Annotated in this window: 26 protein-coding genes; 16 read left to right on the top strand and 10 right to left on the bottom strand. The window is 69.7% G+C overall.

All coding sequences use genetic code 11. The features are described from left to right. Positions 1 to 95 precede the first annotated feature (95 nt). Genes ACZ6R6_RS04745 through ACZ6R6_RS04735 form a run of 3 tightly spaced genes read left to right on the top strand, consistent with a single transcriptional unit; the run spans position 96 to position 1,071 of the window. Positions 96 to 566 carry a hypothetical protein gene (locus tag ACZ6R6_RS04745; RefSeq protein ID WP_470090209.1) on the top strand — a complete coding sequence of 157 codons (471 nt, stop codon included), beginning with the start codon at positions 96 to 98 and terminating at the stop codon, positions 564 to 566. Beyond that, the gene (locus ACZ6R6_RS04740) at positions 563 to 916 is read left to right on the top strand and encodes a hypothetical protein (RefSeq protein ID WP_470090208.1); all 354 of its coding nucleotides are present in this window, start codon (positions 563 to 565) and stop codon (positions 914 to 916) included. Before ACZ6R6_RS04745 ends, ACZ6R6_RS04740 begins: the two co-directional genes overlap by 4 nt. Before the next feature lie 8 nt (positions 917 to 924). Beyond that, positions 925 to 1,071 carry a hypothetical protein gene (locus ACZ6R6_RS04735; protein ID WP_470090207.1) on the top strand — a complete coding sequence of 49 codons (147 nt, stop codon included), beginning with the start codon at positions 925 to 927 and terminating at the stop codon, positions 1,069 to 1,071. A 77-nt stretch (positions 1,072 to 1,148) separates the two neighbouring features. Here ACZ6R6_RS04735 and ACZ6R6_RS04730 read toward each other — a convergent pair whose 3' ends face one another. Both ACZ6R6_RS04730 and ACZ6R6_RS04725 read right to left on the bottom strand, forming a co-directional pair. Continuing rightward, positions 1,149 to 1,337, bottom strand: coding sequence for a hypothetical protein (locus tag ACZ6R6_RS04730; protein WP_470090205.1), 189 nt, complete (start codon positions 1,335 to 1,337; stop codon positions 1,149 to 1,151). A 175-nt stretch (positions 1,338 to 1,512) separates the two neighbouring features. After that, positions 1,513 to 1,713, bottom strand: coding sequence for a hypothetical protein (locus tag ACZ6R6_RS04725; protein ID WP_470090204.1), 201 nt, complete (start codon positions 1,711 to 1,713; stop codon positions 1,513 to 1,515). A 354-nt stretch (positions 1,714 to 2,067) separates the two neighbouring features. On the opposite strand from ACZ6R6_RS04725, the gene ACZ6R6_RS04720 reads away from it, so the two are divergent. Further along, a complete protein-coding gene (locus tag ACZ6R6_RS04720) occupies positions 2,068 to 2,892 on the top strand; it encodes a haloalkane dehalogenase (RefSeq protein WP_470090202.1) in 825 nt (274 codons plus the stop codon). Positions 2,893 to 4,054: 1,162 nt separating this feature from the next. Continuing rightward, positions 4,055 to 5,212, top strand: a complete 1,158-nt coding sequence (locus ACZ6R6_RS04715) for a hypothetical protein (protein WP_470090201.1) — start codon at positions 4,055 to 4,057, stop codon at positions 5,210 to 5,212. A gap of 467 nt (positions 5,213 to 5,679) precedes the next feature. On the opposite strand, the gene ACZ6R6_RS04710 is transcribed toward ACZ6R6_RS04715, so the two are convergent. Further along, positions 5,680 to 6,441 carry a class I SAM-dependent methyltransferase gene (locus ACZ6R6_RS04710; RefSeq protein ID WP_470090200.1) on the bottom strand — a complete coding sequence of 254 codons (762 nt, stop codon included), beginning with the start codon at positions 6,439 to 6,441 and terminating at the stop codon, positions 5,680 to 5,682. Positions 6,442 to 6,507: 66 nt separating this feature from the next. Between ACZ6R6_RS04710 and ACZ6R6_RS04705 the strand changes: the two genes are divergently transcribed. Together ACZ6R6_RS04705 and ACZ6R6_RS04700 are read left to right on the top strand one after the other, a co-directional pair. Then, the gene (locus tag ACZ6R6_RS04705; RefSeq protein WP_470090198.1) at positions 6,508 to 7,077 is read left to right on the top strand and encodes a CGNR zinc finger domain-containing protein; all 570 of its coding nucleotides are present in this window, start codon (positions 6,508 to 6,510) and stop codon (positions 7,075 to 7,077) included. A 305-nt stretch (positions 7,078 to 7,382) separates the two neighbouring features. After that, positions 7,383 to 8,054: a hypothetical protein gene (locus ACZ6R6_RS04700; protein WP_470090196.1), complete on the top strand. Its 672-nt coding sequence runs from the start codon at positions 7,383 to 7,385 to the stop codon at positions 8,052 to 8,054. 115 nt (positions 8,055 to 8,169) lie between these two features. Here ACZ6R6_RS04700 and ACZ6R6_RS04695 read toward each other — a convergent pair whose 3' ends face one another. Continuing rightward, positions 8,170 to 9,156 carry an NAD(P)-dependent alcohol dehydrogenase gene (locus ACZ6R6_RS04695; RefSeq protein WP_470090194.1) on the bottom strand — a complete coding sequence of 329 codons (987 nt, stop codon included), beginning with the start codon at positions 9,154 to 9,156 and terminating at the stop codon, positions 8,170 to 8,172. A gap of 341 nt (positions 9,157 to 9,497) precedes the next feature. On the opposite strand from ACZ6R6_RS04695, the gene ACZ6R6_RS04690 reads away from it, so the two are divergent. After that, positions 9,498 to 10,184, top strand: coding sequence for a DUF2306 domain-containing protein (locus ACZ6R6_RS04690; protein WP_470090193.1), 687 nt, complete (start codon positions 9,498 to 9,500; stop codon positions 10,182 to 10,184). On the opposite strand, the gene ACZ6R6_RS04685 is transcribed toward ACZ6R6_RS04690, so the two are convergent. The 4 genes from ACZ6R6_RS04685 to ACZ6R6_RS04670 form a co-directional block, all read right to left on the bottom strand. After that, a complete protein-coding gene (locus ACZ6R6_RS04685; protein WP_470090192.1) occupies positions 10,181 to 10,831 on the bottom strand; it encodes a response regulator in 651 nt (216 codons plus the stop codon). The two genes, ACZ6R6_RS04690 and ACZ6R6_RS04685, sit on opposite strands and share 4 nt — an antisense overlap. After that, entirely contained in the window at positions 10,828 to 11,967 is a 1,140-nt protein-coding gene (locus ACZ6R6_RS04680; protein WP_470090190.1) for a sensor histidine kinase, read from the bottom strand. The genes ACZ6R6_RS04685 and ACZ6R6_RS04680 overlap by 4 nt, the downstream gene beginning before the upstream one ends. Positions 11,968 to 12,186: 219 nt before the next feature. Next, entirely contained in the window at positions 12,187 to 12,756 is a 570-nt protein-coding gene (locus ACZ6R6_RS04675) for a dihydrofolate reductase family protein (protein WP_470090189.1), read from the bottom strand. Between the two features lie 282 nt (positions 12,757 to 13,038). Then, positions 13,039 to 14,238, bottom strand: coding sequence for a DUF418 domain-containing protein (locus tag ACZ6R6_RS04670; protein WP_470090187.1), 1,200 nt, complete (start codon positions 14,236 to 14,238; stop codon positions 13,039 to 13,041). A 112-nt stretch (positions 14,239 to 14,350) separates the two neighbouring features. On the opposite strand from ACZ6R6_RS04670, the gene ACZ6R6_RS04665 reads away from it, so the two are divergent. After that, positions 14,351 to 15,103: a TetR/AcrR family transcriptional regulator gene (locus ACZ6R6_RS04665; RefSeq protein ID WP_470090186.1), complete on the top strand. Its 753-nt coding sequence runs from the start codon at positions 14,351 to 14,353 to the stop codon at positions 15,101 to 15,103. A gap of 176 nt (positions 15,104 to 15,279) precedes the next feature. Here the strand turns inward: ACZ6R6_RS04665 and ACZ6R6_RS04660 are convergent, their stop codons facing one another. After that, positions 15,280 to 16,095, bottom strand: coding sequence for a DUF2306 domain-containing protein (locus tag ACZ6R6_RS04660; protein WP_470090184.1), 816 nt, complete (start codon positions 16,093 to 16,095; stop codon positions 15,280 to 15,282). 138 nt (positions 16,096 to 16,233) lie between these two features. Between ACZ6R6_RS04660 and ACZ6R6_RS04655 the strand changes: the two genes are divergently transcribed. The 7 genes from ACZ6R6_RS04655 (at position 16,234) to ACZ6R6_RS04625 (ending at position 25,544) form a co-directional block, all read left to right on the top strand. Beyond that, entirely contained in the window at positions 16,234 to 18,972 is a 2,739-nt protein-coding gene (locus ACZ6R6_RS04655) for a helix-turn-helix transcriptional regulator (protein WP_470090183.1), read from the top strand. Positions 18,973 to 19,380: 408 nt separating this feature from the next. Then, positions 19,381 to 19,854, top strand: a complete 474-nt coding sequence (locus tag ACZ6R6_RS04650; RefSeq protein WP_470090181.1) for a hypothetical protein — start codon at positions 19,381 to 19,383, stop codon at positions 19,852 to 19,854. 168 nt (positions 19,855 to 20,022) lie between these two features. Then, complete coding sequence (locus ACZ6R6_RS04645; RefSeq protein WP_470090179.1) at positions 20,023 to 21,024, top strand: P1 family peptidase; 1,002 nt, start codon at positions 20,023 to 20,025, stop codon at positions 21,022 to 21,024. 111 nt (positions 21,025 to 21,135) lie between these two features. Continuing rightward, a complete protein-coding gene (locus ACZ6R6_RS04640; protein WP_470090178.1) occupies positions 21,136 to 21,804 on the top strand; it encodes a TetR/AcrR family transcriptional regulator in 669 nt (222 codons plus the stop codon). 87 nt (positions 21,805 to 21,891) lie between these two features. Next, a complete protein-coding gene (lpdA, locus tag ACZ6R6_RS04635) occupies positions 21,892 to 23,292 on the top strand; it encodes a dihydrolipoyl dehydrogenase (RefSeq protein WP_470090177.1) in 1,401 nt (466 codons plus the stop codon). Positions 23,293 to 23,566: 274 nt separating this feature from the next. After that, the gene (locus tag ACZ6R6_RS04630; RefSeq protein ID WP_470090176.1) at positions 23,567 to 24,382 is read left to right on the top strand and encodes an alpha/beta fold hydrolase; all 816 of its coding nucleotides are present in this window, start codon (positions 23,567 to 23,569) and stop codon (positions 24,380 to 24,382) included. Further along, positions 24,369 to 25,544, top strand: a complete 1,176-nt coding sequence (locus tag ACZ6R6_RS04625; RefSeq protein ID WP_470090174.1) for a PP2C family protein-serine/threonine phosphatase — start codon at positions 24,369 to 24,371, stop codon at positions 25,542 to 25,544. The genes ACZ6R6_RS04630 and ACZ6R6_RS04625 overlap by 14 nt, the downstream gene beginning before the upstream one ends. 118 nt (positions 25,545 to 25,662) lie before the next feature. Here the strand turns inward: ACZ6R6_RS04625 and ACZ6R6_RS04620 are convergent, their stop codons facing one another. Then, positions 25,663 to 25,980, bottom strand: coding sequence for a hypothetical protein (locus tag ACZ6R6_RS04620; RefSeq protein WP_470090173.1), 318 nt, complete (start codon positions 25,978 to 25,980; stop codon positions 25,663 to 25,665). Positions 25,981 to 26,027 lie beyond the last annotated feature (47 nt).

Raw genomic sequence — 26,027 nt, 5'->3', positions numbered from 1 at the left:
GCACTCCTGGATCGGCCCGCTCGGCCTGGGCCATGGCGATGACGGTCACGGTCGCGGGCCGCTCATCAGAACGTGTTCTGACGTACACTCGTGGAGTGAGCACTAGCCATGCCGACGCGGTGACCTTCTCTGACCTGTCTAGAAATCCCCGGGCGGTCGCCGAGCGCGCGGCGCGCCTGGGACGCGTGCGTGTCACGCATCGGGATGCTCCAGACTTCTACTTGACCGCGGCGGACCGTGAAGAGGAACGCGAACGGACGCTGGCCACGGCGTCCCGGCTGTTTCTTGCCTTGATCAAGCATGATCCCACCGCGCGTGCGCTGGTCATAGCCATGCCGGAGGTCTTCCCTTGGGTCCGCCACCTGTCCTCGGACGAACTTCGCGCCTTCACGCTCGAGCTGGTCGAAGCACTCTCCGACGCAGCCGAGCTGGATGTCGATGCCACCGCCCAGGAGGTCATTGCAGGCTGGCGGGCCACTGCCAGAATCAAGGCTGACCCTGCACAGTACGCCGAGGCTCGCCGGCCCACGAGTGGAGACTTTGGGCCGGTGCAGGTTTCGCCATGAGCCCGAAGCGCGGAGATCGAGTTACGGTGCCACCGCCGGATGACGAGTGGGATGTCCGGTTCGGTACCAGCGACGCAGTCAGGGGCTGGGAGGAACTGTGCCGTCATGCCTTGGCCAATACGCGCCGATGCTTCGAGGTACTGCGGGTTGATCCACGTTCACGCTCCAGCCACGACCGGCAACATCGCCTGCGTGGCGACCTCGCGACTCATCGCCACAACGGCAGGGATCTGGAGCAGTGGGAATTCGAGGTCACCAGCGGCGGCCGTGTGCGCTATGCCATCGATGACGTCGCTCGTACTATCTGGGTGATCTATGCGTCGCCACGACACCCCAAGGACACCGAATAGCCCCCCAATTGCTGCGTGAAACCAGGTGCTACCACCAGCAGTACCTTTTCAAGAACCCCGGCGGCTACTGCGGTATCGGCGGGACCAACGTCAAGCTAGGTGACCCGTCGGGGTGGGGCGCCTGCCAGACGGGCCTGGTCCCGACCGAGGAGTAGCTTCACAGATCTCGCTGTACGGCTCGCGCTCAACTCCTGGGCGCGAGCCGTCCTGCTATCCGGACTTCAGCCGGTTTCTACAGCTCGGTGAGGGCGTACAACAGCGCGGCCATGCTGGTGCCGCTCACGATGTCGCCCTTCCTGACCAGTCGAGGGATGTCGCCCAGCGGTATCCACTCGACGCGCTCAGCCTCCCATTCCCAGGAGTCGGTGATGAAGTGGTGGCGCCAGATCAGCAGCACCCGGCGTCGCTCGTCGACGACCACGGCTCCGGCCCCGGGCGCGGTGCGGATCAGCGATGGTTCAGATGCCCGCCGTCGGACAGCTCGACATCCGTCACCCGGATGTCGAGCCACGGGTCGGTGTAGAGAGGCTCTTCGGAGTTGACCTGCCAGCGCATGCGGCGTACTCCCGGTGCGGTTGCCTGATCTCGGCTCTACGCTACAAGGGCACGCGTGCCTGCTGGCGCACCCGCGTCAGAAACTCCCGCACCGCACGGGCGTCGTAGGGGCTCAACGCGTCGGCCACCGTGGCGACCCGTTCGGCGATGCGCTCGGACTCCATGCCCTGCGCGCGCTCCAACATGGTCTCGGCGGTGGTGACGGCCTGATCCAGTTCGCGACGCTCGGCCAGGACGAGCATGAGGCCAGGCCGACAGTGGTCGCAGAGTACGGCGCACCGGGGGCCTTGTTGCAAGACCCGGGTCGTGCCGCAGAATCTCCGACTGAAGCCAGAACCTGCGGAAATCAGGGATTCGCGAAGTACATGTGCTTTTGGCGACGTATGGGTCTCGCGGAGCGTCGAACCACCGGTGGGACTCGCCGTGCGGTTGCCGGGTCAACGGCCTCCCTAAGCGCCCGCCGGACTTTTATCAGATCTGATCAAACCACACCGATAATCAGCATGTTCAGCTGGAAGGCGAACCAAAATGAGGAGAGTCATGATCTCGGCTGAGGAACGTATCGGAAGCGCCGTATTGAGATAGACGGGCTTGAAATGGCATACGTCGAGGAGGGAGAAGGTGATCCGATCGTCTTTCTTCACGGCAACCCGACTTCGTCGTACGTATGGCGAAATGTAATCCCGTATCTGACGGGTAAGGGGCGCTGCATCGCCCCGGACCTGATCGGGATGGGCGATTCCGCGAAACTCCCGGCCAGCGGGCCGGGCTCATACCGCTTCGTCGAACACCGCCGCTATCTCGACGCGTTCCTTCAGGCCCTCGGCGTACGTGAGCGAGTGGTCATGGTGCTGCAGGACTGGGGCTCGGCTCTGGGTTTCGATTGGGCGTACCGTCACCCTTCCGCACTCCGGGGTATCGCCTACATGGAGGCGTTCGTGGCCCCGATCCCCTCGTGGAGCGACTGGCCGGAGCCTGCGATCCGGCTCTTTCAAGCGATCCGCTCCGCCACAGGTGAAGAGATGGTTCTCGACCGGAACTTCTTCGTCGACGACGTCTTGCCCGCAGAGGTGCTGCGAGGGCTGTCGGAGGCGGAGATGGCCGTCTACCGCCGTCCCTACACGGAACCTGGCGAGTCACGCAGGCCGACGTTGACCTGGCCGCGCGAGGTGCCCGTCGCGGGCGAACCAAGCGATGTCCACGACGCCATCACGCGTTATGCGGCATGGCTCGCGAAGTCTCCGGTTCCCAAACTGTTCATCGAGGCCGTTCCAGGAACGATGTTCGAAACACACCGGGCCGTCGCCCGGTCGTGGCCGAATCAAGCACACATCACGATTACGGGTGGCCACATGGTTCAGGAAGACGCTCCCGATCAAATCGGAGCGGCCATCGCCTCCTGGCTACGAGATCTCTCCTGAAAACGATGCAATGAGCCCTTCTTCGTGACCTGGCCGTGCCAGGTGAGAATGTTGCGCCCCCCTCCCCTTTTACTTGTTGGAGATATCACCCCTTGCCCTGATACGCAGGTGCATCCCCGGGTTTTGTCCTCTACCGAGGCGCGCCGGCAGTCATGGCCTCACCGCGCGTAGACCGTCATAGATCACGCTGCTTAAGGTAGACGAACAATTCGGTCGCCGACCCCAATGTGCGGCGAGTATGTTTTTGGGCAGCTCGTCGCCATTGCGAGTGGAGATGAGCACCGAAAAAATCGCATCACTCTGGCCGGGAACATCGCTTCTCCCTGGGCTGGTCCAGGGCCAGGAGCGGATAGCCCCTTCCTGCGTCACCGGTCACATTGCGTTGGCGGGCACGGGTGTTTCCTGCTCGGTGGGCCTGACCTCCGGTGAGGCCTGATCGGCCTGAACGCATGGCGGCAAGACGCCCCAGAGGCTGAACCTGGTGAGGCGGTTCGGCCTCTGGGAGGTCTTGCCGACCTGATTCGTGCGGTGCCCGTCGCTGTGGACCCGACCAGCCGGGATCACCAGGGGCCGTGGTAGGCCAGATTCACGGCGAGAGCGGCTGTCGCCGGGGAGAAGCACAGGGCGCAGGGGCCGAAGTGGTAGTCGCGGGCCCGTAGGTGGGCGCCGAACGCGCCTGAGGTTGGCAGTGGCGGCCAAGCCGTTGACAGCCGAGGCGAGGAGGGCGACCGCGAGGTAGGCGGCGAACCCGAAGGTCTCCTTCCGTGAGAACGACAGCCGGTCGTCCGCCCCACGGGCCAGGCGGCACCCCAGGTGGTGGCACCCCAGGTGGTGACAGCGCCTGACGCCGCCGGCTCAACCCCGGTGAGCCCTCATCGGGTCACGCTTGGTCGTTCATGGTGTGTCAAAGATCTTGTGGGTGTATCGTTTCGTGATCATCGCCGCCGGCCATGGAGGACGTAGCGGACGAGGGCGAGCGGGTTCAGGTATGAGCACGAACCCCTGACAGCTGAGGTCTGCCACGCACACCTCGCGGGTGATCCTCCCGGATCACGCAGGGCCTTGACCTCAATAGCTGATAGCTCGTTCTGTCGGCTGGACAGCATGAGCTCTTAGCCGAATGTATCGGAGCACAAAAATCAAGCCATCACATCGCCGAGGCATGCGCGATCGCCTCCGCTTCCCGCTCGTCCGTGCGCTCGCCCGGAGTTGCGTCGCCGCCGTCGCCGCTCTCGCGTTCCTCGCAGCCGCTCTGCCGTCAAGCGCCTCCGCCGGCGGTGAATCCAGCAAGCCCCGGCCGAAAAAAGCCGTTGCGGCCGTCAGCGCCCGGCCCAACGACGGTTCCGGATATTGGCCGGACTTCTCGAACACCGGCTATGCCAATACGCCGGCCAATGCCGGGGGCCTGGGCTTGGGGGCGTATCCGGGCAAGCTCACCGACTATGCGCCGAATATGAGCGACAGTAAACCGTTGACGCTGGATTTCCCCGACAACAGCGTCATCTCCTTCAAGCGCTTCCGGGCCCTGAAGGTTTATATCTACGGCGATAATCTCACGTTCGTCGGCTGTCTGTTCGAGGGCACCAACCCCAATGACAATCTCGTCCAGATCTACTCGGACAACAACATCAAGTTCCTCTACTCGACGTTCAAGCCGAGTTCCTACTCGATGCCTCCCGGGAACGATGGCACCGTCTCGTCGTCTCATTCCAAGCCCGGTACGCCTTTCGACAAGTCCTGGCAGCTCGCCACGACGATGAAGGAAGCCGTGGCTGTCATGGATCACAATGACATCTGGGGCAACGCGGGTATGGAGATGGTGACGGGTTTCCCGGGCCGCCCGTCGACCTGGACGAACAACTACATCCATGACATGGCCGATACGTCACATGACGTCTACCACCACGACGGCATAGGCCCGCAGAGCGAAGGCAACGGCGGTCCCATGATCGTCCACCACAACACCCTGGCCTCGTTGGGCAACACCAATGCCCTGGCCCTTCAGGGCGACGGCGTATACGACAACATCAAGTTCACGGACAACTACGTCTCCGGCTGGGGTTACGCGATTTCCATAGGCGTCGTCAACAACGCCAAGAACATCACCGTCACCGACAACGTCTTCTCGGCGGAACTCGAGCAGCTGTACGGCTTCCTGTACGGCAACTTCTGGAGCGGGTCGGCTCGCGGCTCCACCTGGCGCCGCAATCTCATTCAGGCCCGTCCAGGAGACGGTAACCGCGCCTATTCGACCACCGACGACGGCAAATATCTATGGCCGACCGGCTCTGAGACCCACACCACCGACTACACGGGCTGAGTCCCTCACCCCGTGACGGCCGCCGCGCCACGTGCTGCTCTTCGTGAACCATGCCGACGCGAAGAGCAGCGAGCCGCTTCTCCTGCCGCAACTGCCGTACGGCTGAGCCGACGTCTCCAAAGGGCGGCGCCCAGCAATACCTTGGGGATCAGGGAAGTGAACGCGAGGGTCTTCGGCGGGATCCTCACCGGGCTCCTGTTTCCAGGAGGCACTCAAACGGCGTGCGGTGCCGTACAGAGGTGGCGCGACCGTACTGTGCGGATGAGACCGGTGTTCACGCCGCCAGGGGAGCGCCGGTCAGGGGCTGGTCAGTCGTCGGCAGGTGCGCCGGTTGAAAGTAGCCGCCATGGAGGAGATCTCCGTCTTGGCCGGCCGCCACCGTGCTGACCATGTCCGATCCGGACGGCTGTACCGGAGCGTCAACGAGAGCGGCCTGACCGTTGGCGCCAGGGGCCGGGAACGGCGGTTCAGCCGCGGACGGCGCAGAGCAGCCGGTTGTTGCCGCGCTGCCACAGGGAGCCGATCTCGGTGAAGCCGGCGTCGCGGAGGGCGCTGACATGGGTGGAGAGCAGGGGGGACTCCGAGCCGGTGTGGTCGGCGCCCGCGGTGGCGCGTGCGGAGCGGAGCTCGGCGAAGGCGGGGTCGGCGGCGACCGCGTCCCACCACTGGCGCCATTCTTCGGGGCGCCGGCCGGCGAACACGCGCTCGGTCGCCCGGTCGTGCACGGCGCGTTCGAGGCGGGCGACGGCCGGAGCGGTGTCGTCGGTCTCCATGTGGTCGCCGTTGAGCAGGAGCCCGCCCGGACGCAACACGGTCGCCAGCTCGGCGTACATCTTCGGGAGGTCCGAGCCGGAGATCCAGTGCAACGCGGTGGTGCTCACCGCGACATCGGCCGGCCTGTCCAGGCCCAGGGAGTCGGCCCATCCGGGTGTGCGCAGGTCAAGGGAGACGAACCTCAGATGAGGGTAGGCGGCCCGGCCGAGGCCGAGCAGCAGCGGGTCCGCGTCGACCGAGATCACCGTCGCCCCGGGCAGCCGCTCCAGAAGGCGGGCGGACAGTGAGCCCGGTCCGCAGCCGAGGTCGATGACCAGCGGATCGGGGCGGCCCGTCGCTTCGACAGCGTCGATCAACACGGTGAAGCGCTCCTCGCGGTCGGGCAGGTAGCCCTCCTGCTGGCGGTCCCAGCGTGCGATCCAGTCGAGTGCGGCATCGTGGGTGAGCACAATCATCTCCTTGTGACTGTCGTTTAAGCTTGTGGCAGTCACAAGCTAAAGTGCGAGGATGTAACTGGTCAAGTGGATTTCAACAGTCACGCTGATGCGATCGTCCGGGTGGCGGTGGGTCTGGTCAACGAGCTGACCCCCGGGGAGAGGCGGGGCCGCGCCTTCCCGCCGCCGCGTGATCTCGCCGCCGCCGCCACCGAGGCCCTGCGGACCGGCTACCCGAGTCACCGGGAGGTCACTGATGGGGAGGCCGGTGAGCTCGTCGAGATCGCGACGCGGCTGCGCGTGGTCTTCGACGCCGTCGCGACGGGAGACATCGACGCGGCGGCCCTGCAGGTCAACGGCCTTCTTGAGGCGACTCGCGCCCGGCCGCTGCTCGAACGGCACGACGGGGAGCCGTGGCACCTGCACTTCCACGGCCCCGGCGGCACCATGACCGGCGACTGGGCGGCGAGCTGCGCCACCGGGCTCGCGATCGTGCTGGGGAGCGAGTTCCACGACCGTCTCGGGGTGTGTACGGCGCCGCACTGTGATCGGGTGTATGTGGACGTGTCCCGCAACGGCACCCGCCGGTTCTGCGGCACCGCATGCCAGAACCGGGTCAAGACCGCGGCCTTCCGGGCCAGGGGCAGAGTCCCGTGATGGCGCGCTCCCGACGGCTGCCGACCGCCGGGCGGGTGCGTGCGATCGTCTGAGCGTGCATGCGTGCATGCGTGCATGCGTGCATGCGTGCGCGTGCGGGGCGTGCGGGGCGCGCGGGTGTGCGGTCGCCGGAGTGTGCGTGCGGTCGTCGGCGCGGGCGGGTGGGGCGGCCCGGTTCAGACGGTGCACCCGCCCCGCGGCCCGCGGTCCCCGGGAGTCGGCGAGCGCCGCATGTCCATCATTGTTCTCCGTGGGGACGTGACGTATGTTCCGGCTGTAACGCCGTCGATAGCCAGGGAGAAGTCGTGTCCGAACTCGTGGCGCCCCAGCTCGTCGTCAACAGCCGGATGATCTACTTCGGCTGGGTGCCGGCCGATCCCGGAGCCGTCGCGGCCCTGGTTCCCGAGGGTCTGAAGCCCATGCCCAACCGGCAGGTCTTCATGAATCAGTACGTCGTCGACCGGCCCGAGCAGACCTCGGGCTTCGGCGCGTATTCGCTCACCTACATCGGGCCGGACCTGGAACACGCCTACGCTCCTGACGGCGTGACCCCCGGCCGCTGGTGGACGCACTACTTCAACTCCAGCGCGGCGGTGCGGGATTACGCGGCCGCCCGAGGTGTGCCCGCCACCGCAGGCCGTACCACGATCGAGGTCAGGGGCAGGAAGCTGGTCGCGACGACCGAGTCGGACGGTGTGCCGGTGATCCGCACGACCGCGCGGGTCGGCGACACCGGTACGGCGGTCAACCGTGGCCAGTTGCGCTACATCACGGAGGTCGGCGGGCAGAGGCTCAGCGGGATCTACCCCTTCGTGGCGGAACCGGTGGACCCGTTCGAGATCGTGTCGCTGGAGTTCCTGGAGCCGAGCCACTCCGTCTATGCTCTCCGCCCCGCAGATCCGCTGCAGATCGTGTGGGGCTTCTACTCGCCCCGGTCGTCCTTCACCTATCCCGGTGGCGAGTCGGTGATGACCTGACGTCCGGCGCCGGATGGAAAGCGGAGCCGGGGCGTGGCGGATCCGTTGACGCAGCCGCCTGCGGCCCGGGGATGTCTCCGCGTCACGAGGGGGCCGGAAGCTCGGATCCGGTGGCTCAGATCTCGATGACGACCTTCCCCTGAGCATGTCCCGCCTCCAGATATCCGACGGCGGTCGGGATCTCCGCGAACGGGTAACAGCGGTCGATGACCGGAGTGACCCTGCCGTCTTCGATGAGTCCGGTCAGCGTCACCAGGTTCTGCCTGTTCTCCGTGCATCGGACCACGTCCGCCACGGCCATCTTCTGGGACACGAACGGTGACATCGCGAGCGCCCAGAACATGTGATCGACCGGTTGCACCCATCGGCCGCCCGGTCCGCCGACGACGACGTAGGTCCCCCGGGGGGTCAGCACCCGCCGGCATGCCGACCCCGGACGGCTCCCCGCGATGTCCAGCAGAAGGTCGTAGCGCTGTCGGTTCTGCAGGAAATCCTCTCTGGTGTAGTCGATGACCTCGTCCGCGCCGATCGATCGGACCAGGTCCACGTTCCGGGTGCTGCAGACGCCGGTGACCCGCGCGCCGAACGCCTTGGCGATCTGCACGGCGAAGGTGCCCACGCCTCCCGAGGCCCCGTTGACGAGAACACTCTGTCCCGGCTGGATCCGTCCCTCGTCGCGCAGGCCCAGCAGGGCGGTGCCGGCCGCCAGAGGCACCGCCGCCGCCTGCTCGAACGACAGGTTCTTCGGTTTCGGCGCCAGTTCGCTCTCCCGGACGCAGGCGTACTCGGCGAAGCCGCCCTGCTTGGGCATCGCGAACACCTCGTCGCCGGGCCGGAACTCCGTCACGTCCTTGCCGACCGCCTCGACCTGCCCCGCGATGTCGGCACCCAAGATGTTGATCTTCGGCCTGCGCAGCCCGGGTCCCCCGGGCATCAGACGCGAGACGTACGGCTCGCCTCTCATCAGGTGCCAGTCGTAAGGCTGGACGGAGGTGGCGCGTACCCGGACCAGCACCTCGCCGTCGCCGGGCACCGGAACGTCGACGTCGGTGAGCTCCAACACGTCGGGTGAGCCATACGAACGCAGAACGAACGCCTTCATCGCACTCTCCTCATCCACCGTGGGTGCGGGTGTCGGTCATGCCGCGGGTCCATCGGGGCCGCCGCACTCACGGATCGACATCGTGGCCCGCATCGACAGGGCGCGGACATCGCCGACCGGACGGCGGCAAGTGTGCTTCGCGCCACGGAAATCAGCGTAGAAGGCCAGCCCAGCGGGCTCATCGGCTGAAAGTACGCCTGATTGGCGGATGATCGGCCGACTCGGACCGGGCCCTTCTGCCGATGAGCCGTCACCGTCCCAGCCGTCACGATCGGGTCATGACCGACGAGAGCCCGACAGGGCGCTTTCTGTCTCCGCGGCCGCCGCGGAGCGGCCTGCCGGTGGATGGCCGGGACACGGCGGGGACTTCCGCCGCGGCCTCCGCCGCCAAGGCGGACTGGCTCGTACCCGCCGCGTTGATCGTGCTCAGCGCTGTTCCGGTGGCCGCCGGAGCCGTCCGCCTGGCCGAGCTGACGGGCGGAGCGGAGATCACCCCGGAGAACGCGCGGTTCTTCGCGGCGCCCCTGCCCGTGGTGCTGCACATCCTCAGCGTCAGCCTGTACAGCGTGGTGGGGGCTCTTCAGACCGTTCCCCGTCTCCGCCGGCGAGGGTCCGCCTGGCACCGCGTCGCCGGGCGGGTCCTGATCCCGTGTGGACTCGTCGCGGCGTTCTCGGGGCTGTGGATGACCGTGTTCTATCCCCGCCCCGACGGTGACGGTGATCTCCTTTCCGGCCTCCGGCTCGTGTTCGGCTCGGCCATGGCCCTGGCCATCCTCCTCGGCGCCGCCGCGATCCGGCGGCGGGACGTCGTCCGGCACCGCGCCTGGATGATCCGCGGTTACGCGATCGGCCTGGGCGCGGGCACGCAGGTGCTGACCCACCTGTTCTGGGTCCTGATCGCCGGCACACCGGGCGAGCTCTCCAGAGCGCTGCTCATGGGCGCCGGCTGGGTGATAAACCTCGCCGTGGCCGAATGGATCATCCGTAGCCGGCCAGCCGGCCGGATCCCGCACCCGGCTCGGTCCTAGACGCGCCTGGTCTCATAGGCCCACATGGCGATCTCGACGCGGTTACGGGCGCCGAGCTTGGCCATCAGGCTGGCGATGTGGGACTTGACGGTGCTGAGAGAGATGTGGAGCTCATCGGCGATCTCGTTGTTGGTCCGCCCGCGTGCCACGGTGGCCAGGACCTGTTCCTCCCGGTCCGTGAGCACCTCGATGGGGCGCACCGGCAGTGCGGAGGGCCCGGTGCGGGCGAAGGTCCCGAGCAGTCGCGCGGTGACGCTCGGGGCGATGAGCGCTTCGCCGTCCGCGGCGGCGTGGACGGCCTGGGAGAGCATGGCGGCCCCGGCGTTCTTGAGCAGGAAACCCCGGGCGCCGGCGCGCAGGGCGGCGTAGACGTACTCGTCGAGGTCGAAAGTTGTGATGACGACGACGGCGAGGGGGGAGTCGACGTCCGGTCCGGCGAGGGAGCGCGTGGCCTCGATGCCGTCGAGGCCCGGCATGCGGATGTCGAACAGGCACACGTCGGGGCGCAGGCGACGCGCGAGCTCGACGGCGCGGCGCCCGTCGGCGGCCTCGCCGACGACCTCGATGTCCGGCTGGGCGTTGAGGATCATCGTGAGCCCGGTGCGGACGATCTCCTGGTCGTCGGCGACGACCACCCGGATGCTCACCTCACCGCTCCGGCCCGGGGCAGTACGGCGGTCACGGTCCAGCCTCGGTCGGGGCCGGGACCGGCTTCGCAGGTGCCGCCGAGCAGGTCAGCGCGTTCGATCATGCCGATGAGTCCGTATCCCGGCGACGCGGTCGGGCGCATGAGGCCGCTGTCGCCGTCGTCGCTCACCCGCAGGCGCACGGATGTGTCGTCGGCGACGACGCGGACCTCGACACGGGTGGCGTGCCGGGCGTGCCGTCGGGCGTTGGTGACCGACTCCTGGACGATGCGGTAGACGGCGGCCTCGACCGACGGGAGGAGGCCGTCGAGGTCGCCCGAGATCTCCACGTCGACGGACGGGCCGGAGCCGCCTCGGCTCGCGAGCTGTTCGAGGTCGGTGATGTGGCGGCCGGGCGTCAGGTCCGCGCGTCCGTCCCGGCGCAGGAGACGGACCATGGCGCGCATCTCGTCGAGGGCACGTGCCGCCTCGGCCTCGATCACGTGGAGTGCCTCGGTCGCGGTGTCCGGCCGTGACGCCGACGTGGCGAGGCCCGCCTGTGCCCGGATGGCCATCGCCGAGATGTGATGGGCGACGGTGTCGTGCAGGTCGCGGGCGAGCTGCTCTCGTTCGAGCAGTTTGATCTGGTCGAGCTCGCGCGTCCGTGCCCCGGCCCGGTAGCGGAGTGCCCCGCCCAGGGCGACGGCCGAGAACGTGACGGCGAACGCGCCGACCGTGTCACCGGGGGTGAGGCGGCCCAGGAGCAGCGAGAGGGAGACCGCGGCGATCATGATCGTCAGTCCGGCCGTGACCTCGCGTCCGGACCCCCACCGGAACAGCGAGTACAGCACGATCAGCAGGTACGCCATCGTGTATGTCTCGGGGGCGTCGCCGGCCGTCAGCAGCGGGGCCAGGCTCGTGGTGGTGAAGACGATCGCGACCACCAGCAGCGGTCTGGTCCGGCGCCACAGCAAGGTGGGCACCAGCCCGACAGTGACGATCAGCGAGACGGCCCGCCACGGAAGATCGGGCCGCAGGACCCCTTCGAGTATCGCGACCGGCACGAGCACTCCCACGAGTGCCCAGTCCCGCCACACCCGCGACGGCGGGTCGGCGGGACGGGGCTCGTCCCACACGGAGCGGAAAAGGGCGAGCACGTAGACATGTTACGAGAGCCCATGCCGCTCGGGGCGGCCCGGAGCGTGAGAGGTGTGTTCCATCGTCGCGCGGCCCCGGGGCGGAGGCCCGTGCGGCTCCGTCGTCGCCGGACGGAGGTCCGTGCGGCTCCGTCGTCGCCGCGTGGCGGTGCGGGCTGCGGGCCCGGCGTCATGGCGAGCGCCGGGCCGTCGCCTCCCGGCGGGAGGGCCGTCCGGGGTTCACGCCCTGCCGTACCACGTGACGGTGGCGCCGTTGCTGAAGGACCGGCTCCGGGTCGGGGTGAAGGGTGTGGGGCGGAACTCTCCGGCGAAGGCGGGGAGGCCGGCGCCCGCGACCACGGGGTAACTCTTGACGATCAGCTCGTCGATCTCCGGGAGCAGGGCGCCGGCCAGCTTCCCGCCCCCGCACAGCCAGATGTCCAGGCCCTCCTCCCGCTTCAGCCGGCGCACCAGCCCGACGGGGTCGCCGGAGACCAGCTCCAGCGCGGGATCGGCGATCTCGGGGATCGTGGTCGAGATGACGTACTGCTTCAGGTGCGGGTAGGGGCTGGTGACACCGGCGTCGAGGGCCGGTTGGTAGGTGCCGCGGCCCATCAGCAGCGTGTCGAAACGCCGGTTCGGCGCGTCGAGGCCGATCTGGGCGCGTATGTGGCCGGGAACGGTCTCCGGGTATTCGGTGTTCATCCACGCCGCCATGTCGTCGGCCAGCGGGTAGAAGTCGAACTCGCCGCCGGGGCCGGCGATGCAGCCGTCGATGGTGACGGCGACATAGTAGATCAGCTTCCGCATGCTATTACTCCGTTTGTAGTACTTCGCCTGTAGTGATTCACACCGTAGTACTACAACCAGAGTGGTGTCAACCGGAATACGCCGGACCCGGCGAGGCGGGCCGCGCCGCTCGCCGCCGCCGCCGAGGCCCCCGGCCCCCCGGACGGGCGCGTGACCCGCCCTTCCGGTCTGTCGCCGGCCGGCACGGGTCCTACCGTCCCGCGGGGACTTCCGCGGTGAGCACGATCTTGCCGGTGGTGCGGCCCGTCTCGCCGAGCCCGTGCGCCGTGGCCGACACCCCGGCTATGCCCGAGGCCCGTAGGTCAGGCGGCGCAGGGCGATCTCGGCGGGACCAGCCTGATGACGCTTGTCGAGCAGGCGGGCGATCAGGACGGTCGCGAGCCAGACGGCCACCGCGATGACCAGGCCGGCCACTGTGGGGCTGTCGAAACGGTCGCCGAGGTCGAGCGTGAAGGGCGCCAGGAGGACGAGCCAGGCCACCGACTGGAACAGGTATCCCGACAGGGAACGCCGGCCCAGGGCCGAGAGCGCGCCGACAACGGGGCCGGGCCGGGTGATCCGCATGACGATCAGGCCGAAGACGGCCACGTACCCCGGTCCGGCGAACATGCCGCTGCCGCCATGGAGCAGCAACATCAGACGGGCGGCCGACTCGTCGACGTGCAGCCATCCAGCGCTGACCAGGGCGGCCGGGAGACCTCCGGCGACGGCGACGCCGAGTCCGAGGACGGCGGTCCAGGCGAGCAGGGTCTTGTGGCGGGCGGGCTCTTCGAGGATGCGCCGGCGGGCGGCCCACATGCCCAGCCAGGCGATGAGGATGAAGGGCAGGACGGTCAGCGTGTGCATCGGCCATTCGGCGAGGCGATCCAGCATGGACGCGAAGTATCCGGCTGCGGCGAGGGAGTCGACGTGGCCCGTCGGCAGCGGGGCCGACCCGCCCTGACCTCCGAGGGCGCCGCTCAGCACGATGACACCGAGGACCAGGATCTCGACCGCGTACAGCGCCCAGAGCACCAGCACGGTCCGGTGGAACTTGTCGCCGCGACGTAGCAGTACCAGGGTCATCGCGATCCCGACGATCCCGTACGCGCCGAGGAAGTCACCGTAGTACAGCAACGCGGCGTGTACGGATCCGAAGGCGACGAGCCAGAGGTTGCGGCGCATCAGCACCGAGCGAACCTGCTCCGGCGTGGCCCCGGAGGCGTCCTGGCGGCGGGCGAGCTGGACGAGACCGTAGCCGAACATCACGGCGAAGACCGGGTACCCGCGGGCGTGGACGAGTTCGAAGAGCAGGAAGTTCAAGCCGCGGTCGACGCCGTCCGGGGTGGCGTCGAGGCCGGGCTCGCCGGCGAAGACGACTCCGGCGACGTTGGCCAGCGCGATGATCAGCAACATCGCGCCCCGGGCCAGGTCCGGTGCGAGGGCGCGTTCGGCGCGCCGCACCGGACCTCTCGATGTCCGCGGTGCGGTGTGAATGCTCATGTTCGTGTCTCTCCTGAGATGCAGGCGTTAGTTTCACAGAGAAAGTATCACAGGTATATTAATGAGGGCCCTGGCATGATGGGACTGAATTCCTGGAGTGAACGAGGGAGCCATGACCAGCGAGAACTTCGTTCCGGCGGCGCTGCGCCGGCTGTGGAGGATGACGGAGTCCTCGCGTCTCGGGCGGCCCGCGGCCCTCGACGTCGACCTGGTCGTCGCCACGGCGGTGGAGATCGCTGACTGCGACGGGCTCGGCGGCGTGACGATTCCCAAGGTCGCCAAGAGCCTCGGCTTCACGGGGATGTCGCTCTACAGGCACGTCGGATCCAAGGAGGAGCTGCTCACGCTCATGACCGACTACGCCCTGGGCATGCCGCCGGACATGGGCACCGGCGACTGGCGCGAAGGGCTGCGCAGGTGGGCCTCCGCGCAGCGCGCGGTGTTCCAGCGCCGGCCGTGGCTGACGCGCGTGCCCGTCTCCGGACCGCCTTCCGGACCGAACCGGATCGCGTGGATGGAGGCCGCGCTGGCGATCATGTCCCGCACCCGCCTCGACTGGGCGCACAAGGTCGGCGTCCTGTCGCTGATCGGCGGCTACGTGCTCCAGTCCGTGCGGCAGCACAGCGACCTCGCCGAGAGCAGAGCCGAAGGTCAGGGGCAGGCCGACGCCGAGCATGACCAGGCCCGCGCGCTGGTGCGGCTCGTCGACCCCGAGCGCTTCCCCGAGACGGCCCGGCTGTTCTCCTCGACACTGTTCGAGACGCCGCCGTCGAACACCCCCGACGAGACGGTCGCCGACGCGGACTTCTCACTCGGGTTGGAGCTGATCCTCGACGGCGTGGCCGTACGGATGGAGCAGTCCTGAGCCGCCGTTCGGCGGGCCTTCCCGGCGGCCTCCGCCTGTCCGCGGGCGTCCACGGCGTCGGCCGCCCTGTCATCCCGTTCACGAGCGAGGTGACCTCCCGGTCGACCGCTCACGTGCCGCCGGTGGCCGGATCCGGAGGTCGGCCGCCAACCGGATCGCCGATCACGACGCCCGGCTCAGCCGGCGGGCCGTCCTGCCCCGGAGGCGGCCGTGGACGCGGAGGCGGCGCGGACCCGCGGACGTCTGCGGGACTTGGGCTTGCCGGTGTGGTCCGTGTATTCCAGCCACCATTCCGCGATCAGCAGGTTGACGACCCAGCTGAGCCATACGCCGGCGGAACCGATCACCTCGATCATCGCTTGCTGGTCGCCGCCGTAGGCGCTGTCGAGCCGCGGCAGCTGGACGGCGAGCAGCACCCCGGCCCACAGCCGGCTCGCCACGATGGACGTGGTCAGCGCGTAGCTGCGGATCATCCACCTGCGGTGCTCGGGGAACCGTCGCTGCCGCGCCATCCGCCACCCGGCGATACCGGTGACCAGCCACACCACGCCCAGCATGGTGTTCCCGGTGTTTCCGCCGAACCCCGTGTGGCCGAACGGGGCGACTCCGAGAACGGTGATGCCGGCGGGGAACACGCCGAGGAAGAAATACGCCCGCCCCATCCAGCGGTGAGCCCTGGGGTAGGAGCGGCGGAACCACGGCCACACCTGGAAGCACCCGGCCAGCAGGGCCACCGTGCCGAAGATGATGTGCGCCACGAGCAGGGAGTAGAAAAATGGCGGCGAATCGGACAGCTCAACCCGTGATTGCGCCGGGTCGAAGGTGAGGTACGGCGGCACCGAGTACACCACGAACGCGAGCATCACGACGGACAGCGGAATGATCCAGCGGAGCTGGCGCCGACGCCGTGACCGCGCCGCCGGGTGCGGAGGCGGCGTCCCCGCCCCGTCCTCGCCGGGCGCCGAACCCGGTCCCATCAACGTCGTGGCCACAGAAGGTCTCCTCACCGAAGTCGCGGCAGGCGCGCACAGCCCGCCCATTGCGGCCAGCCTCGCGGGCCGGCGGATCCGAGGCCAGAGTCGAACCGACTGCAGTCGCCCGGGACACCCCCGGCGGAGACGGGGAAAGTGATGCACGGCCGGCACCGGGAACGAGAGACCATCGCCCGGCTGCTCGCCGACGCGCGAGGCGGACGCAGCGGGGCGCTGGTCCTGCGCGGCGAGGCGGGCATCGGCAAGAGTTCGCTGCTGCGCCATGCCGCCGAGAGCGCGGCGACCTCCGGGCCCATGCGGGTGCTCGCGTGCGCCGGCGTCGAGTCCGAGGTCGAGCACGCGTTCAGCGGGCTGCTCGGACTGCTCCGGCCGGTGCTCGATCACCTTGACGCGCTGCCCGGCGCCCAGGCCGAGGCGCTGCGCGGAGCGCTCGGCCTCACCGACTCCGCGGCCCCGGACTTCCCGGTCTCGGACTTCTTGGTCTCTGCGGCGGTGCTCACGCTGCTCGCGGCGGTGGCGGCGGAGCGCCCGCTGCTGGTCACCGTCGACGACGTGCAGTGGCTGGACCGCGCCTCGGCCGCCGCCCTGCTGTTCGCCGCCCGCCGGCTGGCCGACGAGCCCGTCGCGATGCTGCTCGCCGTACGCGAACCCGAGCCGCTGCCGGTCAACACGGCCGGGCTGTCCGAACTGGTGCTGTACGGGCTGCCGCCGGAGGACGCCGCGCGGCTGCTCGACGCGCACGGCTGGACGCTGCCCGCGCGCCAACGCGATGCCCTCATCACGGCGACCGGCGGCAACCCGCTCGCCCTGATCGAGCTGGCCCGGCTCGACGGACCCGATCGTGCCATGCCCGACCTCGCCATGACCGGAACCCTGCCCGTAAGCGCCAGAGTCCGGGCGGCGTTCCTGCGCCAGGTCGAAGGCCTGTCGGCGGACGCTCGCGCGGTACTGCTGGTGGCGGCGGCCGAGGAGACCGGGGACGCCGGCACCGTGCTCGGGGCCGCCGCCCGGCTCGGCCTGCCGGCCGACGCGCTGGACCCGGCCGAGCGGTCGGGATTGGTGGAACTCAACGGGATCGAGATCCGCTTCCGGCACCCGCTGATCCGCTCCGCCGTTTACGCGGACGCGCCTTTCGACCACCGCCGCGCCACGCACCTGGCCATCGCCGCGCACCTGAGCGCGACCGGAAAGGACGACCAGGCGATCTGGCACCGCGCCGTGGCCACGACCGCACCGGACGAGAGGATCGCCGCCGAGTTGGAGCACAGCGCCGACGCCGCCCGGCGGCGCGGCGGCGCGGCGGCGGCGATCTCCGTCCTGCAGCATGCCGCGCGGCTCAGCGAGTCGCCCGCCGATCGCCGCCAGAGGACGGTGACCGCCGCCTTCGTGGCGCTGGACGCGGGCCGGCCCGGCCTGGCCAGGACGCTCGTCGACCAGGTCATGGCCGAGCCCGTGCCCGCCGTGACGCTGGCCCAGCTCAACGGGACCATCGAGCTGTACGGCGGGGACCCGGCGATCGCCTACTCACACCTGATGCGGTGCGCCGAGCTCATGTCGTCGGCCGAGCCCGAGGAGGCCGCCTGGATCCTCCTGCTCGCGGCCGGATCGGCGTTGCACGCCGGAGACATGGAGGCGACGCTGCTGGCGACCCGGCGCATCACCGGCCTGGACTGCTCACCGGCGACGCTCCGCGCCGCCGCGGGTCTCCTCGGCGGCTTCGAGGGCGCCATCACCGGGGCCGAGCTGTGGGAACTGCCAGGCGCCCTGCCTCGGGGCCGAGGCGGCGGCGATGAGCGGCAGTGGATGTGGGCGACCGTGATCGGCTGGATGGGGCCCGACGACCACCAGGCCCTCCGGCTCGCCGAAGCCACCGGCCGCCGGGTCCGCGCCGAAGGCTCCGCCGCGCTGCTCACCGAGGTGCTGTTCTACCAGGCCGACATCGAGTTCCGGCTCGGGCACTGGGCGGAGGGGACCGCGCATGCCGAGGAAGGACTCCGCTTCAGTTACGAGACCGGCCAGCGGGGCCGGACGGCCAACTTCCTCGCCCAGTCGGCCCGGTTCGCCGCCGTGCGTGGCGAGGCCGCGGCCTGCCGCCGGTATGCCCGGCAGGCACTGGAGATCGCGTTCCCGCTGCGCGAGCGCATCGCCGCTGCGACGGCGACCGGCGCGCTGGGGCTGCTGGCACTGGGGGAGGGCTCGTCAGCGGAGGCGTTCGCGGAGCTGACGCGCCTGTTCGAGCGGGGTTCGCCCCACTCCAATGACTTCGTCGCGCTCACGATGCTCCCGGACCTGGTCGAGGCCGCTGTACGCGCCGGGGATCCGGAGACGGCCCGGCGGATCGTCGAGGCCATGGAGCCTCGGACCGGTGATATCGGCGGGCCCATGGCCCGGAGCGGCAAGCATCGCTCCCACGCGATGCTCTCGGACGGCGCCCACGCCGAATCGCACTACCGGAGCGCGCTGGCGAACTGCGGGCTCGATCAGCGCCCCTTCGACCGGGCCCGGACCGAACTCCTGTACGGCGAGTGGCTGCACCGCAACCACCGCAGAACCGAGGCCCAGCCGATGCTCAGGGCCGCGAGCGAGACCTTCGACACGCTCGGGGCGCAACCTTGGGCACGGCGTGCACTCGCCCGGCTCCGTGCGGCCGGCGGCACCCTGCCGCGCCCGGGCCGGCCGGTCGCCGCCCTGCTCAGCCTGCAGGAACTGGAAGTGTCCAGGCTCGCCGCAAAGGGGCTGAGTAACCGCGAAATCGGTGACCGGATGCACCTCAGCCCGCGCACGGTGGGCTCGCACCTGTACCGGGCGTTCCCCAAACTCGGGATCTCCACCCGCGCCGAACTCCGCGACCTCGACCTCGACCTCGACCTCGACTGACGGAGGCGTGCCCGTCCTGCCCCGGCATCAAGCCGCACGCCCCGCCGGCGTCAGGAGGCGCGACGCAGCTGTCACCGGGGTCAACCTGATCGCCTGTATCCGTGACACGACCCTTGACGGCACCCCGTTCTTGACGGCACCCCGTAGAGCGCCGTCCCGAACCCGGTGGACTCGACGACGCCGGAGACGTCCCAGCCGAGGACGGACGGCGGCCGGAAATGGCCCGATGGCCAATACGCGAAAAGTTCCGGCCAGACGGCATGGGGGATCCGCCGCCGTCTCAACCGCCCACAAGTAAGCGACAAGTCCCAGCCAGGAGAGTTCGGCCGGTGGCGGAGACGCCGCCGGAGCGGACACCGGTCACCGGACGGCGCGGGCTCGTGACGCCCGCACAGCAGCAGGGAAGCGATGATGACTCAGGCAGACGAGCCGTATGCGCCCAGACGGTTGTCCGATCCCGTGGACGGTCCGCAGCCGTCCGCGGAACCGTCCGGCTGCACGGGCAGGCTCGCCGCCGTCCTGATCATCGTCGTCCTGGTCTCCGTGCTGGGCGTGAGCTTCTGGTCGGCGTGGCGCCCTGAGGACGGCGGCCGCCGGGAGAGCTCGGCCCACTGCGTGGATCTGGCCTCGCTCGGGGCCGACGGCGGCTACCGGGTCGTCGACGACGACAGGTGCCGGGCCGGCGACGACGAGTCCGGCCGGGGCTCCTACGGCTGGTACTACGGGGGCGACCGCACCGGCGACCGGGTGTCCTCCGGGACCACCGTCCGGCCTCCCGGCCGCAAGGACTCCGGCGTCGGTGGTGGGGACTCCGGGATCCTCAGCCGCGTCGACGAGGTGATCGGATCCCTGTTCGGCGGCCGTGGCCCGCGCAGTTACTGACCGGTCGCCGGTGGAGGCGGCCGGGGCGCTCCGCGGTGCCGGCGCCGGACCACGTTAGGGGAGGATCATGCTCGGCCCTGTGCTGACCGGGCCCGGCCCGGTGCCGCTGACGGAAGGTGACCAATGAACGCGATGGGGCGCGGTCGACGCGCGCGTGATCTCGGGATCGTGATCGGCGAGCATGAGCCGGGAGAGCACAACGCCATCACCGACGTGCCCGGCGTACGCGTCGGGCACTGCACCGTCCTGCGGGAGCCCGACATCCGCACCGGCGTGACCGCGATCGTCCCCGACGGCGTCGCCCCGCACGCGCCGCTGCCGGCGGGTCTGTTCGCCGGCAACGGCCACGGCAAGCTGGTCGGCGCCACCCAACTGGCCGAGCTCGGGCTGATCGAGGCGCCCGTCGTGCTCACCGCGACGCTGTCGGCCTTCCGCGCGGCCGACGCGGTGGTGAGCTGGATGCTGGCCCGGCCGGACTGCGCGGACGTGCGGACCTTCAACCCGGTGGTGGGGGAGTGCAACGACGGATACCTCTCCGACATCCGGGCCCGCCCGGTCGGTGAGGAGCAGGTGCTGGAGGCCGTCCACGGCGCCGCGCCGGGGCCGGTGGCGGAGGGGTGCGTCGGAGCGGGCACCGGCACCGGAGCCCTGGGGTTCAAGGCGGGCGTCGGCACCGCCTCCCGGGTGCTCGACCTGGCGGGCGGGCCGGTCACCCTCGGTGTGCTGGTGCAGGCGAACTTCGGCGGCACGCTGCGCGTCCTGGGCTCCACCGTCACACCGGCGTCCCTGGGGCTGACCGGATCCGACACTCCGGAGGTGGGGTCATGCATGGTCGTCGTCGCGACCGACGCGCCCCTCGACGCCCGCCAGCTCACCCGCCTGGCGCGGCGCGCGGTGTTCGGGCTGGGCCGGGTCGGCGCCTCCTACAGCCATGGCAGCGGGGACTACGGCATCGCCTTCTCGGTCCGGTCCGACGGCGCCCCGCCCCGGGACGCGGCGTTGAGCCCGCTGTTCGAGGCAGCACTCGACGCCGTCGAGGAGGCCGTACTGAACTCGCTGTTCACCGCGACGACCATGACGGGCATGGGCGGGCGGACCCTGCACGCGATACCGCTGCCCCGCCTGCTCGCGCTCCTGCGCCGCGGCGGGCCGCCCCTCGCGGGAGGCTGACGGCCTCGGGGCCGAGCGCGTACGCCGCGACACCCCGGCGGGGCGTCGGCGTCGCGTGGGCGGCCAACGTGAAGCTGACTCCAAGTTTGCAGTGAAGTAAAATTACCGATCGTGATCGATTCCGTCCCGGCCGGAGCCGGTGCCCCCGAGGGGCTGCGGGAGCGCAAGAAGCGCCGGACCCGGCGGCACATCACCACGGTGGCCACCGAGCTGTTCGTGGAACGCGGTTTCGACCAGGTCACCATCGCCGAGGTCGCCGCGGCGGCGGAGGTCTCGGTCAACACCCTCTACAACTACTTCGAGGCCAAGGAAGACCTGGTCCTGCCCCCCGACGAGGTCTCCGGCCGGCGGCTGGCGGACATCGTCCGGGCCCGGGAGGCCGGCTGCTCCGCCGCGGCGGCGGTGCTCGGACACCTCCGGCAGGAGCTGCTCCGCCGCGACCGCAACCTCGGCCTGACCGAGGGGTTCGGGCGCTTCCTCGAGATGATGCGGGCCGCCCCCACCCTCGTCGCCCGGCTGGAGGGACTGGCCTGGCGGATGACCGCCGCCCTGGCCGACGTGCTCGCCGAGGAGACGGAGGCCGCGCCCGGCGATCCGCTGCCCAGGCTCGTCGCCGCGCAGATCGGCTGGGTCCACGCGCAGGTCCTCGGCGAGATCGGCAGGCGCACCGTCACGGGGGAGGAGCCCGACGCCATCGCCGAGGCCGTGCTGGACTTCCTCGGCGTCATCGAGGAGCTGCTCAGCGAGCGGGTCCTGACGTACGCGATCCGGGAGGGATGACGCCGCCGCGCCGCGGCGCGTCCTCCCGGCGGGTCGACGGCCACCCCCTGTGGAGTGGCCGGCCCCCCATTCAATATCGTCCGATGCATGAGCACTCACTATGACGTCGTCGTCCTCGGCGCGGGCCCGGGTGGATACACGGCCGCCGTCCGAGCGGCCCAGCTGGGACTCAGCACCGCCATCGTCGAGGAGCGCTACTGGGGTGGCGTCTGTCTCAACGTGGGATGCATCCCCTCCAAGGCGCTGCTGCGCAACGCCGAGCTCGCCCACCTGTTCACGCACGAGGCCAAGACGTACGGCATCCGCGTCGAGGGCCAGGTCACCTTCGACTACACGGAGGCCTTCAACCGCAGCCGCAAGGTCGCCGACGGGCGCGTCAAGGGCGTGCACTACCTGATGAAGAAGAACGGCATCACCGAATACGACGGCCGCGGCACCTTCGTCGACGCCAACACGCTGCAGGTGGCCGGCCGGGACGGCAGTGCCCAGACGGTGACGTTCGACCACTGCATCATCGCCGCGGGCGCGACCACGAAGCTGCTGCCGGGGACGTCGGTGACGGACCGGGTCGTGACCTATGAGGAGCAGATCCTGAGCGACGAGCTCCCCGGGAGCATCGTCATCGCGGGTGCGGGCGCGATCGGGGTCGAGTTCGCCTACGTGCTGCACAACTACGGCGTCAAGGTGACGATCGTGGAGTTCCTCGACCGCGTCGTCCCCCTGGAGGACGAGGAGGTCTCGGCGGAGCTCGCGCGGCGCTACAAGCGGCTCGGCATCGAGGTGCTGACCTCGACCCGGGTGGAGTCCATCGACGACTCCGGCGACAAGGTGCGGGTGACGGTCTCGCGCGACGGGCGGCAGCAGGTCCTCGAGACCGACAAGGTGATGCAGGCGATCGGCTTCCAGCCGCGCGTCACCGGTTACGGGCTGGAGAGCACGGGCGTCAAGCTGACCGACCGGGGCGCCATCGACGTCGACGGCCGGTGCCGTACGAGCGTGCCGCACATCTTCGCCATCGGCGACGTGACCGCCAAGCTGATGCTCGCGCACGCGGCCGAGTCCATGGGGATCATCGCCGCGGAGACCATCGCCGACGAGGAGACGATGGAGCTCGACTACGTGATGATCCCGCGGGCGACGTACTGCCAGCCGCAGATCGCCAGCTTCGGCTTCACCGAGGCGCAGGCCCGCGAGCAGGGCTTCGACGTCAAGGTGGTCAAGTTCCCCTTCACCGCCAACGGCAAGGCCCACGGGCTGGGGGACGTCGCCGGGTTCGTCAAGATCGTCAGTGATGGCGAGCACGGAGAGCTGATCGGCGCCCACCTGATCGGGCCGGAGGTCACCGAGCTGCTGCCCGAGCTGACGCTGGCCCAGCAGTGGGACCTGACGGTCCACGAGGTCGCGCGTAACGTGCACGCCCATCCCACGCTCGGCGAGGCGGTCAAGGAGGCGATCCACGGCCTGGCGGGCCACATGATCAACATGTGAGGCCCGGCGGTGCCCCCGGGAAGGTGCGGGGCGGGCGGCCGGCGACGTGCCGGAGCGGGCATGACCTGGGCATGACCTCTCCGGCCGCCGCTCCGGTGCCTCCCGCGGTGCCGAGGGCCGTCCTGCCGGCCCCTGGAAAACGGTGGTAAATAAGGCTTATCCTCAGGTTTGACGCTATTTTTCGCTTTACGGCAATTTTGTGATGTTGAGAATTTATATCCGCCCTTGCTGAGGCTTTTGTCGTTATTTATCGTGTGATGGCTAAAGTCAGGCAATGGACATCATGGCCCGCAACAACATCAAGGTCACCGGCCGCAGGGGCGGCAGGCCCATGGTCTTCTCCCACGGGTTCGGCTGTGACCAGGCCATGTGGCGATACGTGGCCCCGGCCTTCGAGGACGAGTACGAGGTCGTCCTGTTCGACTACGTCGGAGCCGGCCGCTCGGAGATGTCCGCCTACTCCGCCGAGCGCTACATGTCGCTCGACGGCTACGCGCAGGACGTCCTCGACGTCTGCGACGAGCTGGACCTCACCGGGGCCGTCTTCGTCGGGCACTCGGTCAGCGCGATGGTCGGCGTGCTGGCGGCCATCCGCGAACCCCGCCGGTTCGCCCGGCTGATCCTGGTGGCGCCCTCACCCCGCTACATCGACGACGGCGACTACGTCGGCGGGTTCAGCGGCGCCGACATCGAGGAGCTCATCGCCTCGCTCGACAGCAACTACCTGGGGTGGTCGAGCCAGATGGCTCCGATGATCATGGAAAATCCGGACCGCCCGGAGCTGGGGGAGGAGCTGACCAACAGCTTCTGCCGTACCGACCCGGAGATCGCCAAGCAGTTCGCCAGGACGACGTTCCTGTCCGACAACCGGGACGATCTCCCGAAGGTGACCGTGCCCTCGCTGATCCTGCAGTGCTCGAAGGACGCGCTCGCCCCGACGCAGGTGGGCCACTACGTCCACCGCGCGATCCCCGGCAGTGAGCTGACGCTGATGCGGGCGACGGGACACTGCCCCAATCTGAGCGCCCCCGAGGAGACCATCGCCGCGATCAAGGCTTTCCTCCGGGCGGAGGTCCATGGCCACCCGTGATGACGCGCGGACGACCCGGGGCGCGGTGGAGGAGCTGGAGGAGCTGTACGAGGACGCTCCGTGCGGCTATCTCACCACGCGGGGCGACGGCACGATTACCAGGGTCAACCGTACGATGCTCGCCCTGACGGGATACCGCAGGGACGAGCTGGTCGGCCGGTACCGGATCCACGACCTGCTGGCGGTCGGCGACCGCATCTTCTACGAGACGCACTTCGCCCCGCTGCTGGCGTTGCAGGCGGTGGTCAGGGAGGTCGCGGTCGACCTGAGACGCGTCGACGGGCACCGGGTCCCGGTCCTGCTCAACGCGGTGATGCGGGAGCGGACCCCCACCCGGCCGGAGCAGATCTGGATCGGCGTCGTCGCCGCCAGCGACCGCCGGGACTACGAGCGCGAGCTCCTGCGGGCCCGGCAGCGGGCGGAACGGTCCCAGCGGCAGGCGACCGACCTCGCCCGGACCCTGCAGCGGAGCTTCATCCCGCCGGCGCTGCCCCGCGTCCCCGGCATGGACGTGGCCGGGACCTACCGGCCGGCCGGACAGGGCGACGAGGTCGGCGGCGACTTCTACGACATGTACGAGATCGTGGACGGCTGGGCGCTCACCCTCGGAGACGTGTGCGGCAAGGGGGTGGAGGCGGCCGTCGTCACCAGCCTGGCCCGCTACACCCTCCGGGCCGCGCCCCTGCGGGACAGCAGGCCCTCGGCGGTCCTCGCCACCCTCAACGAGGTGCTGCTCGGCGAGCAGACGGACCGGTTCCTGACGGCCGTCTACGCGCAGGTGCACCGGGACGCGCACGACCGCTTCCGCCTCACCCTCTCCCTGGGCGGTCACCCGCCCGCCGTCCACATCTCCCGCGAGGGGCGGCTCGGCCTGGTCGGCCGGCCCGGGACCGTGCTGGGGATCCTGGAGGCCGTGGACCTCCACGACGTCGCCGTCGACCTCGCCCCGGGGGACACCGTCGTCTTCTACACCGACGGCGTCATCGAAGGACGGGCCGGCGACGAGCTGTTCGGCGAGGAGAGGATGGAGCAGGCGCTCAGCGCCTGCCGGGACGCGGACGCGGCGGGCATCGCCGGGCACCTGACGGACGAGGTGGTGGCCTTCCAGTCCGGCCTGCCCTGCGACGACATCGCCGTAGTGGTGCTCAAGATCCCGGAGTGAACGGCGGAAGCCGCCCGGCGGCCCGGTGGCCGGGCGGGCTCCGCCGTGGTCCGGTCCGTGCGCGGGGGGATCTATGGTCCGTGCGCGGGAGGAGCGGCGGCCGGCCGTGCCTGCGCCCTCAGGGGTTGCCGTCCCGTCTGGCCGGGGTCCGCTGGTCCGCCTCGTCGGCGAGCTGGTCCTCGACGACCGCGCACCAGCGGTGCCAGCGCGCCAGGTCGAGGTGCTCGTCGACATCGCCCACCCCCGCCCGGGCCATGAGCTCGTGGTTGTCGGCGGCGCTCTCGTGCGCGTTGACCAGCGCGTGGTGGCCGTGGTTGGCCAGCGCCTCGCTGACCGCCAGGTTCAGTGCTATCTCCCCCATCGTTCTGGGCCGGTCCGGCGGTCCGTCCCTGAAGTTGTTCCCGCGGAAGTCGTGGCCCTGTGAATCGTCGCTCATACGGGCTGAGTGCCCACCTGTCCCCGGATCTATCTGGGACCCCCGAT

Source organism: Streptosporangium sp. NPDC048886 (genome assembly GCF_055586905.1).
Note: the sequence above shows the minus strand (reverse complement) of the source record. Positions and strands in the feature narration are given on the sequence as shown.